This window comes from Mesorhizobium sp. P170090 (assembly GCF_057786115.1).
This window is the reverse complement of sequence record NZ_JBYNWH010000001.1, coordinates 5,208,222-5,226,155: the sequence shown is the minus strand read 5'-3', so window position 1 is coordinate 5,226,155 and position 17,934 is coordinate 5,208,222. Positions and strand designations below refer to the sequence as shown.

Genomic DNA, 17,934 nt, shown 5'->3' with positions numbered 1-17,934 from the left:
CTCCCGCAGACGACTGGCCTCCCTTCGCCTGCGACGGGATTGTGCGGCTGAGTTCGGGCTCGCGTCAAGGCGCGGGGCGAAAGCCGCTGTGTGCTGCCGGCCGTAGTGGTGGATTTTCAGACTGAGCGATAGGGTTTCCCGTCAAACCGAAGCCGTCATGCCGCCGTCGACATAAAGCGTATGGCCGTTGACGAAGGATGAGGCGTCGGAGGCGAGGAACACGGCGGCGCCGATCAGTTCGTCGACATACCCCCAGCGGCCAGCCGGCGTGCGCTTTTCCAGCCAGGCGGAGAATTCCTGGTTGTCGACCAGCGCCTGGTTCATCTCGGTGCGGAAATAGCCGGGGGCGATGGCATTGACCTGCAAGCCGTATTTCGCCCAGTCGGTGCACATGCCACGTGTCAAATTGCGGATTGCGCCCTTGGTGGCCGTATAGGGCGCGATGTTGGGCCGGGCGAGTTCGCTCTGCACCGAGCCGATGTTGATGATCTTGCCCTTGCCGCGCGCGATCATATTGCGGGCGACCGCCTTGCCGGCATGGAAGGCGCCGGAGACATTGGTCTTGAACAGCCGCTCCCACTGCTCCTCGGGAAAGTCCTCGAGCGGAGCGCGGAACTGCACGCCGGCATTGTTGATCAGGATGTCGATGGCGCCGATCTCGGCCTCGATGCGGGCGACATCGGCATCGACCGCGCGAAAATCCGTCACGTCGAAGGTCGAGGGGTGCGCTTTGAAGCCAGCGTCGCGCAAGCCGGCGACAGCACCGGCAACCTTGCCGGCATCGCGGCCGTTGAGCACGACACTTGCGCCATGCTCGGCAAGGCCGCGCGCCAGCGCCAGGCCGATGCCCTGGCCGGAGCCGGTGATCAGCGCCAGCCGGCCGTTGAGCTCGAACAGGGATTTCGATGTCAAGGCAACGGTTTCCAGCCGAAAGGTTCAGTCCAAAAACATTCAGTCATTGCGCCTGAAGTTGCGGATCCGGTCGAACAGCACCGCGAGCAGGATGGCGCCGCCGATGAACACGCCTTGCCAGAAAGCATTGATGCCGAGCAGACCAAGGCTGTTGCGGATCACTTCGATGAGCGCGGCACCGACAATAGCGCCGAAGGCGGTGCCGACGCCGCCGGCGAGATTGGCGCCGCCAATGACCGTGGCGGCGATGACCTGCAGTTCCATGCCGGTTCCGAGATTGGTGGTGACGGCGCCCAGCCATCCGGTCTGGATGATGCCGGCAATGCCCGCCGCCAGCGCCGAGATCATATAGACGGCGACCTTGATCTGCTTGACGGGAACGCCGGTCAGCGTCGCCGCGTGCTCATTGCCGCCAATGGCGAAGATGTGGCGGCCAAACTTGGTCCAGCGCAGCGTGAAGCCGGTGATCAGCGCCAAAAGGATCATGTAGAGCACCGGATTGGCGATGCCGAACACCCAGGCACCGCCGCCCAGCGCCAGAAGCTTGTCGTGATCCGGGCCGAACTGGAAGACGACGGTGTTGTTGGAGGCGACCATGGCGAGGCTGCGGGCAATCGACAGCATACCGAGCGTCACCACGAAGGGTGGAAAGCCGAGATAGGCGATCATGATGCCGTTGAAGGCGCCTATGGCGAGCGCGGTGGCGATCGAGGCGAGGATGCCGACCTCGATGGAGTAGCCGGCATGCATGGTGACGGCCAGCACCATCGACGACAGGCAGAGCACCGAACCGACCGACAGGTCGATGCCACCTGTGATGATGACGAAGGTCATGCCGAGCGCGATGATGGCGACGAAGGTGATGTTGCGGGTGATGTTGTAAAGGTTCTTCGACGTGGCGAAGGCGTCGGTGGCAAAAGACAGGAACAGGCAGGCCAGGATGACCGCGATCACCACCCAGAAGGTCTGGCTGGCAAACAGTCTTGCCGGCAAGGATTGCTGCTTTTGTTCGATCGGCTGGTCAATTGTCAGTGCCATCGTCGACCTTCATGTGCTGGTGCGTGGTGAAATTCGCTGAGATCAAACCTGTTCGATGGCGCCGGTGATCAGCCCGGTGACTTCCTCGGGCGAACTTGACGCAATCGTCTTGTCGGCGACCTTGCGGCCGCGCCGCATGACGATGACGCGGTCGGCGACGGTGAACACGTCAGGCATGCGGTGGCTGATCAGCACCACTGCGATGCCCTGGTCGCGCAAATGGCGGATCAGGTTCAGCACTTCGGCGACCTGGCGCACCGAGATCGCGGCCGTCGGTTCGTCCATCAACACGATCTTCGCCTGCGACAGCATGGTGCGCGCGATCGCTACTGCCTGGCGCTGGCCGCCCGACATCTGCTTGACGAGGTCGCGCGGACGGGTCTCGGACTTCAACTCGGCGAAGAGCTGGCCGGCGCGCTTGTACATGGCGGCATAGTCGAGGATGCGTAAAGGGCCGAAGCCGCGGCGCAATTCACGGCCGAGATAGACATTGGCGGCGGCGGTCAGATTGTTGCACAGCGCCAGGTCCTGGTGGACGATCTCGATGCCGTGCTGGCGAGCTTCCGCCGGCTTGTGCAGGATCAACTCCTTGCCGTCCATGCGCATGACGCCATGGCTGGGGCGGAAATTGCCGGCGATCATCTTGACCAGCGTCGACTTGCCGGCGCCGTTGTCGCCCATCAGGCCGACCACCTGTCCGGGCTCGATCGACAGCGATACGTCGTTGACCGCCTGGATGGCGCCGAAATGCCTCGAGATATTGGTGAGTTCGAGAACCGCCACCAGTCTTTGCCTCCCCGTGTTTTGCGACCCGCTGCTGTTCCCGGCGTGAATGCCGGCGCTGCTTTGGCCCCGCTCTCCCCATCTCCTCCCGGAAACAGCGTCAGCGTTCTTTTACGCAAAAGCCGGCGCTCGTCAATCAATTGTCGGACGAATTGAAGCCTTGGTTGTCCAAAAATCCGTTTTGTAGGACAAATAGCATTGACGTTGGCCGCAAGCCGATATTAGCTAAGCGTCGGAGGAGATTGTGCCGATGCCGCTGGCGGTTAGCCGGGCGGAATCGGCGGAGGTTTATCGGTCGAGGTTGCGGCGCCACCCTTGTGTTGAGCCGGGCCAATGCCGCATCTGGAAATGCTTATCGATCTGTCTTGGCGACACGAGTGCTCGTGAAACGAACCTCGGTCATTAAGCATCCGGTCGATCTGTGTGGCGGGCACGCCGTGTCCGTCTGTTTCAAGGGAGGACTGACATGAGGAAAACACTTTTGCTCGCCGCCGTCGCCGCCATGGCGCTGGGCGCCGGGCCGGCTTTGGCCAAGAAACAGCTCGTCATCGTGGTGAAGGGTCTCGACAATCCATTCTTCGAAGCCATCCACCAGGGCTGCGAGAAATGGAACAAGGAAAATGCAAGCTCGGAATATGAATGCTTCTACACCGGCCCGGCATCGACCTCCGACGAGGCCGGCGAAGCGCAGATCGTTCAGGACATGCTGAGCAAGGCCGACACGGTGGCAATGGCGATTTCGCCATCCAACGCGCCGCTGATCGCTCAGACGATCAAGACCGCCAATCCGACGATCCCGATCATGACGCTCGACGCCGATCTCAGCAAGGAAGATGCCGCGCTGCGCAAGACCTATCTCGGCACCGACAACTATTTGATGGGTCACAAGATCGGCGAGTACATCAAGAAGGGCAAGCCGAACGGCGGCACGATCTGTACCATCGAAGGCAATCCCGCGGCCGACAACATCCTGCGCCGCGCGCAGGGCATGCGTGACGCGCTGTCGGGCAAGGAAGGCCTGGCGGCACTTGCCGGCGAAGGCGGCTGGACCGAAGTCGCCGGTTGCCCGGTGTTCACCAATGACGACGGCGCCAAGGGCGTGCAGGCGATGACCGACATCCTCGCCGCCAATCCCAAGCTCGACGCCTTCGGCATCATGGGCGGCTGGCCGCTGTTTGGCGCACCGCAGCCCTATCGCGACCTGTTCGGGCCGCTCAAGGACCGCATCGCCAGCAACGACTTCGTCATCGGCGCCGCCGATACGATCGGCGATGAAGTGGCGATCGCCCGTGACGGCCTTGTAACCGCTCTGGTTGGTCAGCGGCCGTTCGAAATGGGCTACAAGGCACCGTCGGTGATGATCGATCTGGTCGAAGGCAAGGCCGTCGCCGATCCGGTGTTCACCGGCCTCGACGAATGCACAAAGGACACGGTCGACACCTGCATCCAGAAGTAGGTTCTCGATTTCGGGGCGCCCTTTGACGGGCGCCCCGTCTCTTCCCGGACGGACGCAACGGTTGGGGCAGCAGGCTCCGGCTTTGACGCGTCTGTAGTTTGGATTTTCGGCAACGAGATCGGCGCGCCGTGCAGGTTCGGACCAGTCCGGACGCAGACGGCCGACGCATTGGAACGTGAATGCCGGACGAGAAATCAAAGAAGCGAACCGAGCGGGCCAAGGCACAAGCCAGCCGCGGTCCGGCTGTCATGCGCAGGGCCGGTGCCGCGCATTTTCCGGGAGCGAGCGTCCATGTCTCGCTGGCCGGCGAGATCGGCCTCAGAATCGTGCGCGGCGATTATCCGCCCGGCACCATTCTGCCCAACGAGGCCAAATGGGCCGAGATCTTCGATGTCAGTCGTTCGGCGGTGCGCGAAGCCATCAAGATGCTGATGGCCAAAAGCCTGCTGGCTTCACGGCCCAAGATCGGCAGTTGGGTCGAGCCCAGGGAACGCTGGAACCTGCTCGACCGCGATGTGCTGGCCTGGTACGCGACCGGGCCGGACCGGGAAGCCTTCCTGCGCACGGTGCAGGAGTTCCGTCACATCATCGAGCCGGAAGCGTCGGCCTTTGCCGCCACGCGGCGCAACGACGAGCAGATGGACGAGATCAGCCAGGCCTGTCGTGAGATGGGCGAGGCTCTGAACCTGCAGGAGCGTATCCGCGCCGATACGCGTTTTCACCTCGCCATACTGCGCGCCTCGGGCAACGATCTGCTGGTGCCGCTTGGCGTTCTGATCGAGTCGGCGCTCGATCATCTCTTTGTCTTCGTCACACGCGAGACCAGCGATCAGCGGCGGGCGCAGGCGCTGCATGAGGCGATCGAGAAGAACATCCGCCTGCAGCGTCCTGCGGCCGCGCGCAATGCGGTGCACAAACTGCTCGCCAACACCGACGATGTTATCGGCCGGTCGAGGCGCTGACACAGGCTTTTCGCCACCTCAAATCGTCTGCTTCTTGCCATCCTTGCTGGGCATCAGGTCGACGCCGTTGACCTTGCCGATATATGTCGCCAGCATCGGCACGAATTGCTCGGCCGGGCCAGTGGCATGGGCACCGGCGAAGGAGTTCTTGGTGGCGTTGCCGAGCGGGTTGGCGATGCCGGCCGCGCCCGCCATCGATTCCAGATAGGTCAGGTCCTTGAAGGCGTTGGCGATGGTGAATTTATGTGCGTCGCGGTCGCCCTCCAGCGTCCAGCGCATGAAGGTCTGGTAGAAGCCGCAATCCATGCGGCCGTTGCGGATGACGCTGTCGAAACGCGGTGGCGAGATGCCGACCTTTTCGGCCAGCGCCAGCGCCTCGGAATAGATCGCGGCATAGCCCAGCGAGATGAAGTTGTTGAGCAGCTTCATGCGGTGGCCGTCACCTGTATCGCCAATATGGACGATGCGGCCGGCCCAGGTTTCGATGACCGGCTTCACACGGGCAAACAGCGCGTCGGGCGCGCCGACCATGGCGTCGAGCGTGCCTTCCCAGGCTTCCTTCGGCGTGCGGCTGAGCGGTGCATCGACGAAGTCGACGCCGATCTCCTTCAGTTCCGCCGCCAGCGCCACGGTCGAGACCGGATCGGCGGTCGAGCAATCGACGACAACCGAGCCTCTTTTCAGGCCCTCCTTGAGGCCGCCGGGGCCACGGATGATGGCTTCGACCTCGCGCGAGCCGGTGACGCAGATGAAGACGATATCGGATGCCGCTGCCACCTCACGCGAGGTGGCCACTTCCTTCGCACCGCGGCCAGCCAAGTCTTCCGCCGGCTTGCGGTTCTTGCGGCCGAGGAAGGTCAGGCCATAGCCCTTGTCGACGATGTTCTTGGCAATGCCGTGCCCCATCAGGCCAAGGCCGATAAAGCCGATCTTTTCGCTCGCGGCGGTCGTGGTCATGTCTTGAAGTCCTGTTGCGATGATTGATATTGGGCGCCGCCGTCTTGCGGGCGAGGGTGGTTGCAGAATGCCATATTGTCTGACAATACACAGAAATCCTAGGCATTGGAGACGAAAATGACGAAGCGGATCATGTTCACCGGCGGCAGCGGCAAGGCCGGTCGCCATGTCGTGCAATATCTGATCGAACAGGGCTGCCAGGTGCTCAACATCGACACCAAGCCGCTCGACAATCCCAAGGTACGCACGCTGATCACCGACATCACCGACAGCGGCCAGGTGTTCAACGCGCTGTCGAGCTATATGGGCCTGCATGAATTCGATCCGTCGCTGCGCCCGCAGCCGGTCGATGCCGTGGTGCATTTCGCCGCCATACCGCGCATCATGATCACGACCGACAATGAGGCGTTCCGCATCAATGCGATGGGCACCTACAACGTCATCGAGGCGGCGGTGAAGCTCGGCATCCCGAAGGTGGTGATCGCGTCCAGCGAGACCACCTACGGCGTGGTGTTCGCCAACGAGCCGCGCGATCCCAAATATTTCCCACTCGACGAAGAATACGACGTCGATCCGATGGACAGCTATGCTCTGTCCAAGGTCGTCAACGAGCACACGGCGCGCGCCTTTGCGCAGCGCAACGGCACCGATATCTATGCCTTGCGCATCGGCAACGTCATCGAACCGCACGAATATTCGCTGTTTCCGAAGTGGTTTGCCGATCCGGGCTTTCGCAAGCGCATCGCCTGGAGCTATGTCGACGCGCGCGATCTCGGCCAGATCACGCTGCGCGCCGTTGAAACGGACGGGCTCGGCTTCCAGGTGTTCAACGCCGCCAATGACGACACCTCGTCCGACCTGCCGACGGCCGAACTTTTGAAGCGGTTTTACCCCGACGTGCCGGTCAAGGCGGATCTCGGCGAATATGAAACGCTGCTCTCGAACCGCAAGGCCAGGGACATGCTCGGCTTCCGTCCCGAGCACAGCTGGCGCAAATACGTCAAATAGGACGGCCGGGGGCAAGGTTGCGACCTGATCTGTGCACAGCCGCAGGCTTTGCCGTCAACGTCCCGTCCTTTGCTTGACAGCTTTCGAAATCCGGACTTTGTGGACGCATGAGGGACGGAAAGCCGAATAAGGGAAAGAAGCCTGAAAAGGCGGCATCCGGCGAGCGCCCGGCGACCCTTCGCCGGGCTGACGCCACCCGGATGCCCGGCACCAGCGTGCATGCCTCGCTGGCCAGCGAAATCGGGCTTCGGATCGTGCGCGGCGACTATCCGCCAGGCACCATCCTGCCCAATGAAGCCAAATGGTCCGAAACCTTCAACGTCAGTCGCTCTGCGGTGCGCGAAGCGATCAAGATGCTGATGGCCAAAAGCCTTTTGGCGTCGCGCCCCAAGATCGGCAGTTGGGTGGAGCCCAGGGAGCGCTGGAACCTGCTCGATCGCGATGTGCTCGCCTGGTACGCGACCGCGCCCGACCGTGAGGTGTTCCTGAAGACGGTGCAGGAATTCCGCCACATCATCGAGCCGGAAGCGACTGCCTTCGCAGCCATGCGACGCACCGAGGAGCAGATGGCCGAGATCAGCCAGGCCTGCCGCGAGATGGGCGAGGCGTCGAGCCTGCAGGAGCGCACGCGCGCCGACACACGTTTCCATCTGGCCATCCTGCGTGCCTCCGGCAATGACCTGCTGGTGCCGCTCGGCGTGCTGATCGAATCCGCCTTCGATCATCTGTTCACCTATACGACGCGCGAACTCGACGATCTGCAGCATGCACAGCAACTGCACGAGGCGATCGAGAAGGCCATCCGCCTGCAGCGGCCGGAGGCGGCCCGCAACGCGGTGCGCAAGCTGCTCGCCAATACAGACGGCGTCATCAACACCCGGTAGGATGTGCTGAAATTCAGGTGAGGCGGGCCTGCAAACGCCGGCTTTCTGCGCTTCCGGTGCTCACGTACTTAAGTACGCTCCGCTCCGGTTCTCGAACCCAATGTTTTCGGCGCGGCCTGACCTGAATCTCAACACATCCTGCGAGCGCTCAGCCGGCCTGCGAAGTGGCCAAATGCTGCCTGGTCAGCGCGATCAGCAGCGCCTGGTCGCGCGCGGCGTGCTCGGGGCGGTTGACCACCTCGTCGCCATTGACGATCGCACCCCAGAAGCCGCGCAGTTCCTCGACGAAGGCTTCGCCGTAGCCGGCGCGCAGATCCTTCGTCGACAGTGTGTGGCCGTCCGAGGTCTTCACAGTCAGCCGGGTCGGGTGATGGTTGAGCCAGGGCGAGGGGAATTCGAGCTCGAGGCTGGCAGCGTCGAAGAACAGCGTGATGCGTTCCTTGTAGTCGGCGAGCTTCGGCACGGTGAGATGCGTCATCGTCCACAGCGCCTGGCCGTCGAGCAGTTTTACTGCGCCCTGGCCGCCATCGCCATTGGCGAAGATCTGCGCGCCGACGACCTCGCCATCCGGCACGCTGAGCGCGTCGAGCAGGCCGTGTACGGCATTCACATCGTGAATCAAGGCGGAGCTGTAAGCGGCGGTAAATCCACGGAAAGCCAGATCGTTCAAAGGCTGGCCGATAGCGCGTTCGACCTGTTGTTTCTGCCTGGCTTGCGCGGCGGCAATCAGCTCCTCGGGAATGTCGTTGCCGCGCTTGTAGCGCTGGTGGGCGATGAACGGCCAGGCATCGGGATCGTTAACCTCGACCGAGACGGACCGCAACGTCTTTGCCGTGCCGGGCAGCGAGGCCAGCGCCAGCCGGTAGCTCGGATCGAAGCGCTTCATATAGCCGACCTGCATGACCTTGCCGGCCTTATCGCGCGCGGCGATGATCTCGGCGATTTCCGCCGGGGAATAGCAGAGCGGCTTTTCGCAGAAGACATGCAGGCCGCGCCCCACTGCGGCCAGCACCTGCTCTTGATGCAGCGGGTCGGGCGAGCCGATCACGACGGCGTCGAGCTTATGGTCGAACAGTTGCTCCGGCGTTTCGAAATTGGCGATGCCGTGAACTTCGCTGACATATTCCCGCGAAATCCTTGACGGGTCGGCGACGCCGACCAGTTCGAACAGGTCGCCGAGCCGCAACAGATTCGGAATATGCTCGACCTGCGAGATCATGCCGGCGCCGATAACGCCAACCCGTATCCTGCTCATGCTGCTAAAACTCTCTGCAAAGTGTTCCAGGCTCAGGGTGCGGCGGCCGGCCGATTGCCGATCTGCGCCAACAGCCCGGCAATCTCAGCTTCCACCGCCTTCAGATCCTCGCCGCCCGACATGATGGAAATCACCTCGTCGCGCGAGATCTCGGACTTTGCGTATGTGCCGCGATTGCGGCCGCGGTTGAGCAGCGTGAAAGTGTCACCGACAGGGTAGGCGTGGTGGATGTTGTGGCTGATGAAGATCACCGCCAGCCCGCGCATGCGCGCCTCGATGATGAATTTCAGCACCATGGCCGCCTGATGCACGCCGAGCGCCGAGGTCGGCTCGTCAAGGATCAGCACCTTTGCGCCGAAGTGGACTGCGCGCGCGATTGCCACCGATTGGCGCTCGCCGCCCGACAGCGTGCCGACGGCCTGCGTCGGGTCGCGCACGTCGATGCCGATATCGGCCATCGCCTGGCGGGCAATTGTGTTGGCGCGCTCCTTGTCGAAGCGCGAGAAGGGCAGGCGGCTTCTGGTCGGCTCGCGGCCGAGGAAGAAATTGCGCGTGATCGACATCAGCGAGATCATGCCGAGGTCCTGGAAGACCGTCGCGACGCCGAGGTCCTGCGCGTCGCGCGGGCTGCGGAACGTGACGGGCTTGCCGTCGACGAAAATCTCGCCCTTGGTCGGCCGGTGCACGCCCGACAGAACCTTGATCAGCGTCGACTTGCCGGCGCCGTTGTCGCCCAGCAAGCAGTGCACCTCGCCGGGATAGACCTTGATGTCGATATCCTGCAGCGCGCGCACCGAGCCGAAATTGACCGACACACCACGCAATTCCATGGCTGGCTGGATGGCCGGGGACGGGTTTGGGTAGGTCATTTGCCGCCTCCGCGTCCGAGCGCCTTGAGGCGGATGTAGTTGTTGACCAGCACGGCCATCAAAATGACGATGCCGAGGAAGACCTTGAACCAGTCGGTGTCGATGCCGGTGTAGAAGATGCCCATCTGCACCAGGCCGAAGATCAGCGCGCCGAACAGCACGCCATAGACGGTGCCGTAGCCGCCGGTGAGCAGCACGCCGCCGATGACCGCGGCGATGATCGCCTCGAATTCCTTGAGCAGGCCGCGCGTGGTGTCGGCGGAGCCGGCCTCCATCACCTGGATGGTGGCAAGCAAGGTCGCGGCACAGGCGGTGTAGATGAACAGCGCGATCTTAACCCGGTCGACCGGCACGCCGACATTGCGGGCGGCATTGAGGTCGCCGCCGGTGGCGAAGATCCAGTTGCCGTATTTGGTCTGGGTCAAGACATAGCCGGCAAGCGCTGTCAGTCCGAGCCACCAGACGATCGACATCGGAATGCCGACGACGAAGGGAATGCCGTCGGTGCGGGTGGCGATCCAACCTTGCGTGCCCATCCATTGGAAGAAGCCGGTCAGGAGATGGCCGTTGAACAGGCCCGCGGTTGCCGGGTCCGGCGCGCCGTCGAGGATGTAGGGGATCTGCGTGCGGCCGGTGACGGCGCGGGTGATGCCGATCGACAGGCCGCGCAGGATGTAGAGCGACGCCAGCGTCACGATGAAGGAGGGCAGGCGGGTCTTCACCACGATCAGGCCGTTGACGTAGCCGGTGAGGATGGCGACAGCGAAGGCGCAGGCGATGCCGCCCCACAGCGGCAAGCCCCAGTATTTGACGGTCAGGCCGATGACGACGCCGGCGAAGCCGACCATCGAGCCGACGGAGAGATCGAACTCGCCGGCGATGATGAGAAGGGCTGCGGCCGTGGCGATGATGCCGAGTTCGGCTGCCAGCGTCAGGAAGGTCATCGACCCCTGTAGCGAATAGAGGTTCGACGCACCCGGCAGCAGGGCGAAGATGATGACGGTGGCGATGAGGCCGCCGGCGGCACCGGCTTCGGGCCGGCGCAGCCATTGCGTCAGCCGGCCGGTGCTGGCCAGCCGCTCGTCAGTGCCGGCAGCCCGTTTCGACGTCATGCCGAAACGGTCCTTGCCCAGTACCCCGGGGGCCGGCGCTTCTGGAGGTATCGCCTTGTCTTCCACAACAGCCATTAGGCTCCCCAATCGCTCACTTCGCAATCTCGACCAGAGACGGGGAGCGCATGGCGGCTCCCCGATCCGTTTTGGTCTTGCCTTAGCGGATGCCGTCCTTGGCGAGCGCCAGGATCGCCTTGGCCTTGTCGGGCGAGTCGATGAACAGCGGCCCGGTGTAGGCGTTGTTCTGCGGCCAGAAGCCATGTGTGGCATGCTCGACCAGATAGATCACCGGCAGGTATCCCATCAGATATTGCTGGGCGTCCATGCCGAAGCCCATTTCGCCGGCGACGACGGAATCCAGGACTTCGGGGCTGATGTCGAAGGTGTAGAGCTTGATCTTGCCGAACAGTTCCTTCTGCCGGAAGAACGGGATCAGCGGATTGGCGGCGGTGGCGCCGAGCGCAAACACCGCCTGGGTGTCGGGATGCGCCGACAGATAGGCCTCGGTGCGGCGCTGGATGTCGGCCGGATCGGGCGACACGGTAAGCACCTCGGTGCCGCCGCCTGACGGCTTCAGCCCGTCATTCAACCCCTGGCAGCGCTGGTCGAGGCTGACATTGCCGACCTCGTGGTTGATGCAGACGACCTTGAGCGTGCCTTCCTTGGCCAGCCGCTCGCCCGCCTTCTTGCCGGAATCATATTCGGAGACTGTGCCGACGTAGAGAGAGGTGCCGAGTTCGGCGCCTTCCTTCTCGCCGGAATCCAGGACGACCATCGGAATGTTGGCGGCAAGGCCGGCCTTGACCGATTTACCAAGCGCATTGGCGTCGGCAATGGAGACGGCGATGCCGTCGGGATTGGTGGCGATGGCCGCGTCGAGCAGGCGGGCCTGTTCGACCACGTCGAACACTTGCGGCGCATAATATTCGACCTTGGCGCCGGTGAGCGCCGCCGCATCGTCGACGCCGCGCTTGACCACCGACCAGTAGGGATCGGAGGCCGAGCCATGCACCACGAAGGTGATGCGGACATCCTTCGGGTCCTTCAGGCCCGCGGCCTGCACGACGCCCGCCAGCATACTCATCGAGACAAGCGCGCCGAGCGCCAGTTTCAGAACAGTCTTCATGTCATTCTCCCATTGTCGTTGCAGTTCCAAATCCCTCTTTGCGCTGTTGGCCGACGGATCGGCTTACGGCGCTGACCGGGTGGCCGCTTTGCGGGCCTTTGCCGGTGTCGATGCCCCGAGCCGTGCACGCAGTTCCTCGCGCAACGGCTTCATGCCGATGATGTCGATGTCCTGCGCGCCGAGCCAGTCGCGAAAAGCCTGGTCGCGGAAGAGTTCATATTCCTCGGTGCGGATATAGGCGGAGCGCGGCTCGATCAGTTCGAGCTCGCCCGGCGCGTTGAAGTGCAGGCAAAAGAAGGTCAGGCCTTCACGGACCCCTTCGACCAATGCCTTGTAGGCTGGCTCTATCGGCTTGGAGCGTGGACGGCCCCAGGTCGTCTGAATGGCGGCGTCGAAGATGACAAAGCCTTTGGCGCGGGCTCCAGTGACGCCGCGCTGGAACGCCGCTTCGGTGACGCCGACCAGATTGTCGTTGGGCGAATAGGCCGACAGCGTTTTGGTCAACAGCACCGGCAGCCGATATTCCAGGCCGAGCTTGATGTAGACGTCGCAAAACTCCGGCGACAGCGCTGCCCCCATATGGGCGTCAAGATGAGTGACGTCGATGCCGGCGCGGTAGGCGGTGTCGATCTGCGCGCGAAGCTCGGTTTCCACCGCTTGCGGTGCTGCCTTGCGGCGGGTGGTCGCTACATCGGGCCAGAAATAGCCGAACTCGTCCGTCAGGCCGGCCGCGCGCGACGGCGACGTCAGCGGCCGCCATTTGTAGTGCTGCTTTTCGCTGTTCAGCGTCAGGTGGACGCCGAGATCGAGCCGGGGATCGGCGGCTGCCGCTTCGGCCATCTCAGGGAACCATGGGCACGGCACCATCACGGCGCCGGAGCTGCAGGCGCCGTGTGCGGTCAGTTCGAGGAAGGCGCTGTTGGCGCCATGGCACATGCCGACATCGTCTTCATGCAGGACGAGCTGTCGCGTCATGGACGGCCACCGTCTTGCCGGCCACCATCTTGCCGGCCACCATCTTGCCGGCACGCCGGTTTCGAGGGTCTTCCAAAGTGTGTCCCGTGCTGCATGGAACCGACCGTTTGCCCAACTGGACGCGATGGAACGCCCAATGCCGGCTTTCCGACAGGGCCACTTCGACGAATTCGGATGGGTACGATTTTTCCGCGGGCCTGCATTCTGGAATGTCGATTTCATTCGATATGCCCACATTCGGCGTCAAACCCGGCCATCAAGCAACCGGGATGGCTTGGTCAGATCGCAGCGGAGTGGTTCTTTCAAACAGCGGCCGCAGGCGTACTGCTTTCATACCATCAGCGATGTGGAGACTTGCCATGTACACTGCCGGCGAAGAAGAGATCGAAGCCATTGCCAGGGTGATCCGCTCGGGTGCGCTGTTTCGCTATGGCGAGAACAGCGAGTGCAACCGCTTCGAGGCCCGCTATGCCAGGCATCTCGGCGTCGAGCATTTTGCGCTGGCCGCCAGCGGCACCTATGGGCTCGCCGCCGGCCTGATCGGCCTCGGCATCGGCCCGGGCGATGAGGTGCTGGTGCCGGCGCACACCTATATGGCGACCGCAACGGCAGTGCTGTCGGTCGGCGCCATTCCGGTCATTGTCGACATCGACGAGAGCCTGACCATTGACCCGGCCGCTCTGCGCGACGCCATCGGCCCGCGCACCAAGGCGGTCATCCCGGTGCATATGTGGGGTGCGGCCTGCAACATGAACGCGATCATGGATATCGCTAAAAAACGCGGTCTGCTCGTGCTGGAAGATGTCTGCCAGGGCATTGGCGGCGGCTATGAGGGCAAGAAGCTCGGCTCCATCGGCCATGCCGGCGCCTACTCCTTCAACTACTTCAAGAACATCACGTCGGGCGAGGGCGGCGGCATCGCCACCAGCGATCCGAAAGTGGCCGAGCGCGCGCGCTGCGCCATCGACCCCTGCCACTTCTACTGGCAGGGCCGCAGCGACAGCATCAAGCCGTTCGCCGGCATCGGGGCGCGCGCCTCGGAACTGATGGGTGCAATGCTCAATGTCCAGCTCGACCGTCTGGACGGCATCATCGAGGCGATGCGGGCGGAGAAGAAGAAGGTGCTGGCCGGCACGCGCCATCTCGGCAATCTCGGCCTGACGCCGTCGCCGATGAACAGCCCCGACGACGATTGCGCGGCACAGGTAATGTATCTGCTGCCCAGCGAACAGGCGGCGCAGACTTTTTCGAAGACCATTCCGAGCGTCATTGCCGGCAAGACCGGCCGCCACAATTTCACCCAGTGGGACCAGGTGCTGATGCATGAGGGCGCGCATCATCCGGCGCTCAATCCGTACACGCTGCCGGAAAACAAGGGCCTGCGGCTGACCTATGCCGACGACCTCGGCAAGGGTTCTCTCGACATCCTCAACCGCACGGTGATGATCGCGATGAATCCGGCGCATGGCGACGCCGACATCGACGACATGATCCATAACATCGATGCGGCGGCCCGTGTGGCGCTGGAGAATGCCTCGCTGGACGATGTCGAGGTGCGCAAGGCAGCACCGGTGGACCTGCAGAAATTCGACAGCGTGAATTGAAGAGCCGCGTTGGACCGGCTTATTGCCGGTCCAGTCGCATAAAGGCGGCGCGCAGCGCCAGCACTGCGCGCAGGATCTGGCGTTCGTCCATCGCGGCATAGCCGAGCAGCAGGCCGTGTTCCGGCTCGCTCGAATGGTAGTTGATCGAGATGCCCTGCACGTCGAGGCCCTCCTTGACGGCAGCGGCGACGACGTCGCTGTCCTTGTAGGGTCGGATAAAACTGGCCAGCAGCTGCATGCCGGAATCGTTCTCGGTCACAGTCAGCCATTCGGCCAGATGCTCCTGGCACAGTTTTACGAAATTGGCCTGCCGGCGCGCATAGAGCCGGCGCATACGCTTCAGATGCGTGGCGAAATAGCCTTGCGTGATGAAGTCGTTGACCGTCGCCTGCAGGATCAGCGGCGCGAACTGGCCGGTGATCGAGACGGCGCGGTCGAAGGGGACCGACAGTTCGCGCGGCACGATGAGATAGCCGATGCGGAGCGCCGGGATCAGCGTCTTGCCGAAGGAGCCGATATAGACGACCCGGTCGGCGTGATCGAGGCCGCGCAGCGCCGGTACCGGCCGGCCACGGTACCGGTACTCGCCGTCATAATCATCCTCGACGATCCAGGCGCCGTGGCGCTCGGCGATGTCGAGCAGCTGCAGCCGTTCCTCGATGCGCATGATGGTGCCGAACGGCCACTGGCAGGATGGCGTCACATAGATCAGGCGCGGCGGCGGCAGCTCTGGGTCTGCGAGATGCCATCCAAGGCGATCGACCTTCAAGGGCGCAAGCTGCGCGCCGCTGGCGAGAAAGGCGCTCTTGGCGCCGAGATAGCCGGGCTCCTCCATCCAGACATGGTCGCCTTCGTCCATCAGCACGCGCGAAGCGAGGTCGAGTGCTGCCTGCGCGCCGGTGACGATGATGACCTGGTCGGCGGTGCAATTGATGCCGCGCGACAGGCTTATGGTCGAGGCGATGGCCTGGCGCAGGCCGGGATGGCCGGCAAAGGAGATATAGCCGAGCAAATTCTCATCGCGGCTGCGCGCATTGCGCACCAGAAGGCTCGACCAGATGGTGAAGGGAAAGGATGCCGATTCCGGCACGCCCGGATGGAAGTTGATGACGCCGGCATTGCGTGGCGGCTGCGGGCCGTTGACGATGGTCTGACCGCGCCGCGAGAGTTTTTGCGGGGCGGCGAGGCCGGCGCGCAGCGCGGCCGGCGGGCGTTTCTGCTGGATCGGCGCCACCCAGGTGCCGGACCCGGCGCGCGCCTCTATAAACCCTTCGGCGAGCAGCTGGTCGTAGGCGGCGATCACCGTGTTGCGGCCGACCTTGAGATCCTCGGCCAGCGAGCGTGTCGAAGGAAGCAGCGTGTTCTGCTGGATCTGGCCGTCGAGGATGAAGCGCCGCAAGGCGCCGTAGATCTGCCGGTGCATCGGTTCGTCCGAGCCGCGGTCGACCGACATGATGTCGAGGGAAAGGCGCATATGGTCGGCCAAGCTAGTCTCCGACCAACCTGGCGGCGCGGGCGATCTTCTCTTCGTTAAGCAGGCAGACAGTCTCCAGCACCAGCCGTCTGGTTTCGGGACGGACCTCGCGGCTGTTCTTCAGCGCGCGGTGAACGGTTGCCGCGCCGAGTTCCGCCTTCTCGGCGATCTCACGGATGGTGCAAAGCCGTTCCATGCCGAGTGCCGCCTCGAATGCCATGTCGCTCCTCCATCTGCATCAAGGCATGCCTCGTCCCCAGCCTCAAGCTGGAAACGCCGGGCCGGCAACTCGGGGGCAAAAATTTCGATGCCAAGAACTGTGCGATCCGCGCCGCCAAGGGAGGGCGGCGGCGCGGATCGCCGGGCGCTTTCGCGTCGCTACCCCTACCGAGGCGCGCGCCCAACCGGCCCAACCACCAGCCCCCCGGCGGTGGTTAGGCCATGTCTCGTATTGCCACGTCGAACCCGGCCGCGCAGGCCGTTTTGAGAAGCGAAGCGTAACCTTTCGTGGCATAGGTCAAGGGGTGTGCCTTGGCCGGATCCTGCTCGGCCTCGACGACGATCCAGCCTTCGAAGCCATGGCTGGCCAGAGGCTGCAGCAGCGACAGGAAATCGACGGAGCCATCGCCGGGCACGGTGAAGATTCCTTCCATCACTGCCGCCATGAAACTCATGTCCTCGCGCCGTGCCTTCTCCAGCACGGCCGCGCGGACGTCCTTGCAATGGAAATGCACGATGCGGTCGAGATGCCGGTTCAGGAGGGAGGCCGGGTCGCCGCCTGAGAACAGACAATGGCCGGTATCGAACAGCAGGCCGACGCTCTTGCCGGTTGCGGCCATCAGCCTGTCGACCTCGTCATCGCTCTCGACGATCGTGCCCATATGGTGATGGAAAGCCATGCCGACGCCGAAGGCAGCCATGCGGTCGGCGAGTTCGGTCAGCTTCTCGCCATAGGCGGTCCATTCGCCGTCAGCGAGGCGCGGACGCTGTGAGATCGGCGCGAAAATGCCGTCATGACGGCCGCGCGAGGTGTCGGCATAGACGACGACCTTGGCGCCGAGGTCGCGCAGCAGGGTCAGATGCGAGGTGAGGGCGGCGAATTCCTCGTCGACCGTGCGGTCCAGAATGCGGCCGTCATACCAGCCGGAGACGAGTTCCAGTCCGTAAGAAGACAGGATCGGTCCAAGCTCGTCGCTTCGCCTGGGGAATTTGCCGCCGAGTTCGGTGCCGCGATAGCCGGCCTGCCTGGTTTCCGACAGGCATGTCGCGAGCGGCGTATCGCCGCCGAGTGCGGGAACATCGTCATTGCTCCAGGTGATGGGATTGATGCCGATCTTGACCGTCATGCCGCTACTTCAAAGGGCTCGGGGAAACACAAAGCCGAGGCCGGCAAACTGAGGGGAAAGAGGACCTGTCACTAGGTCCAGTTGAGGTGAATTTGGCAGAGCCAATCGGGAGCGCTAAAGCGCGTCCCGTTTGAACGGACTAAGTCGACGCGCTTAGGTCTTTGCATGTCGTT

Annotated in this window: 17 protein-coding genes; 5 read left to right on the top strand and 12 right to left on the bottom strand. The window is 63.4% G+C overall.

Translation table 11 applies throughout. The features are described 5' to 3' along the window. Window positions 1–141: 141 nt before the first annotated feature. From AC3EML_RS25310 to AC3EML_RS25300, 3 genes are read right to left on the bottom strand one after another with little or no spacing between them, the layout of a single operon-like run. Window positions 142–912 carry an SDR family oxidoreductase gene (locus tag AC3EML_RS25310; protein ID WP_031246147.1) on the bottom strand — a complete coding sequence of 257 codons (771 nt, stop codon included), beginning with the start codon at window positions 910–912 and terminating at the stop codon, window positions 142–144. A 39-nt stretch (window positions 913–951) separates the two neighbouring features. Then, complete coding sequence (locus AC3EML_RS25305) at window positions 952–1,950, bottom strand: ABC transporter permease (protein ID WP_023673048.1); 999 nt, start codon at window positions 1,948–1,950, stop codon at window positions 952–954. A gap of 42 nt (window positions 1,951–1,992) precedes the next feature. Then, window positions 1,993–2,733, bottom strand: coding sequence for an ATP-binding cassette domain-containing protein (locus tag AC3EML_RS25300; RefSeq protein WP_023673049.1), 741 nt, complete (start codon window positions 2,731–2,733; stop codon window positions 1,993–1,995). A 466-nt stretch (window positions 2,734–3,199) separates the two neighbouring features. Between AC3EML_RS25300 and AC3EML_RS25295 the strand changes: the two genes are divergently transcribed. Both AC3EML_RS25295 and AC3EML_RS25290 read left to right on the top strand, forming a co-directional pair. After that, window positions 3,200–4,189 (top strand): sugar-binding protein, encoded by a 990-nt coding sequence (locus tag AC3EML_RS25295; protein ID WP_023673050.1) that lies wholly within the window; start codon window positions 3,200–3,202, stop codon window positions 4,187–4,189. A 179-nt stretch (window positions 4,190–4,368) separates the two neighbouring features. Then, window positions 4,369–5,151, top strand: a complete 783-nt coding sequence (locus tag AC3EML_RS25290) for a FadR/GntR family transcriptional regulator (RefSeq protein ID WP_023673051.1) — start codon at window positions 4,369–4,371, stop codon at window positions 5,149–5,151. 18 nt (window positions 5,152–5,169) lie between these two features. Here AC3EML_RS25290 and AC3EML_RS25285 read toward each other — a convergent pair whose 3' ends face one another. Next, window positions 5,170–6,108, bottom strand: a complete 939-nt coding sequence (locus AC3EML_RS25285) for an NAD(P)-dependent oxidoreductase (protein ID WP_023682235.1) — start codon at window positions 6,106–6,108, stop codon at window positions 5,170–5,172. A gap of 117 nt (window positions 6,109–6,225) precedes the next feature. Here AC3EML_RS25285 and AC3EML_RS25280 point away from each other — a divergent pair, with 117 nt between their 5' ends. Continuing rightward, window positions 6,226–7,116, top strand: a complete 891-nt coding sequence (locus AC3EML_RS25280) for an NAD-dependent epimerase/dehydratase family protein (protein WP_023741747.1) — start codon at window positions 6,226–6,228, stop codon at window positions 7,114–7,116. Window positions 7,117–7,223: 107 nt separating this feature from the next. Continuing rightward, window positions 7,224–8,000 carry a FadR/GntR family transcriptional regulator gene (locus tag AC3EML_RS25275; protein ID WP_023687956.1) on the top strand — a complete coding sequence of 259 codons (777 nt, stop codon included), beginning with the start codon at window positions 7,224–7,226 and terminating at the stop codon, window positions 7,998–8,000. 148 nt (window positions 8,001–8,148) lie between these two features. Here AC3EML_RS25275 and AC3EML_RS25270 read toward each other — a convergent pair whose 3' ends face one another. From AC3EML_RS25270 to AC3EML_RS25250, 5 genes are all read right to left on the bottom strand, one after another. Continuing rightward, window positions 8,149–9,255, bottom strand: coding sequence for a Gfo/Idh/MocA family protein (locus AC3EML_RS25270; RefSeq protein WP_352522028.1), 1,107 nt, complete (start codon window positions 9,253–9,255; stop codon window positions 8,149–8,151). Window positions 9,256–9,287: 32 nt separating this feature from the next. Further along, window positions 9,288–10,124, bottom strand: a complete 837-nt coding sequence (locus AC3EML_RS25265) for an ATP-binding cassette domain-containing protein (RefSeq protein ID WP_023712088.1) — start codon at window positions 10,122–10,124, stop codon at window positions 9,288–9,290. Beyond that, window positions 10,121–11,236: an ABC transporter permease gene (locus AC3EML_RS25260; protein WP_023687958.1), complete on the bottom strand. Its 1,116-nt coding sequence runs from the start codon at window positions 11,234–11,236 to the stop codon at window positions 10,121–10,123. The genes AC3EML_RS25265 and AC3EML_RS25260 overlap by 4 nt, the downstream gene beginning before the upstream one ends. A 157-nt stretch (window positions 11,237–11,393) precedes the next feature. Continuing rightward, the gene (locus tag AC3EML_RS25255; protein WP_023687959.1) at window positions 11,394–12,362 is read right to left on the bottom strand and encodes a rhizopine catabolism ABC transporter substrate-binding protein; all 969 of its coding nucleotides are present in this window, start codon (window positions 12,360–12,362) and stop codon (window positions 11,394–11,396) included. Window positions 12,363–12,425: 63 nt separating this feature from the next. Beyond that, a complete protein-coding gene (locus tag AC3EML_RS25250; RefSeq protein WP_023673060.1) occupies window positions 12,426–13,337 on the bottom strand; it encodes a polysaccharide deacetylase family protein in 912 nt (303 codons plus the stop codon). A gap of 359 nt (window positions 13,338–13,696) precedes the next feature. On the opposite strand from AC3EML_RS25250, the gene AC3EML_RS25245 reads away from it, so the two are divergent. After that, on the top strand, window positions 13,697–14,941 hold the full coding sequence (locus AC3EML_RS25245) for a DegT/DnrJ/EryC1/StrS family aminotransferase (protein WP_023673061.1): 1,245 nt from the start codon (window positions 13,697–13,699) through the stop codon (window positions 14,939–14,941). Between the two features lie 19 nt (window positions 14,942–14,960). Here AC3EML_RS25245 and mocR read toward each other — a convergent pair whose 3' ends face one another. From mocR to iolE, 3 genes are all read right to left on the bottom strand, one after another. Further along, window positions 14,961–16,427, bottom strand: coding sequence for a rhizopine catabolism transcriptional regulator MocR (mocR, locus tag AC3EML_RS25240; protein WP_023673062.1), 1,467 nt, complete (start codon window positions 16,425–16,427; stop codon window positions 14,961–14,963). 1 nt (window position 16,428) lies between these two features. Next, the gene (locus AC3EML_RS25235; RefSeq protein ID WP_023673063.1) at window positions 16,429–16,635 is read right to left on the bottom strand and encodes a LacI family DNA-binding transcriptional regulator; all 207 of its coding nucleotides are present in this window, start codon (window positions 16,633–16,635) and stop codon (window positions 16,429–16,431) included. Between the two features lie 214 nt (window positions 16,636–16,849). Beyond that, window positions 16,850–17,761 (bottom strand): myo-inosose-2 dehydratase, encoded by a 912-nt coding sequence (gene iolE, locus AC3EML_RS25230; protein ID WP_023673064.1) that lies wholly within the window; start codon window positions 17,759–17,761, stop codon window positions 16,850–16,852. Window positions 17,762–17,934 lie beyond the last annotated feature (173 nt).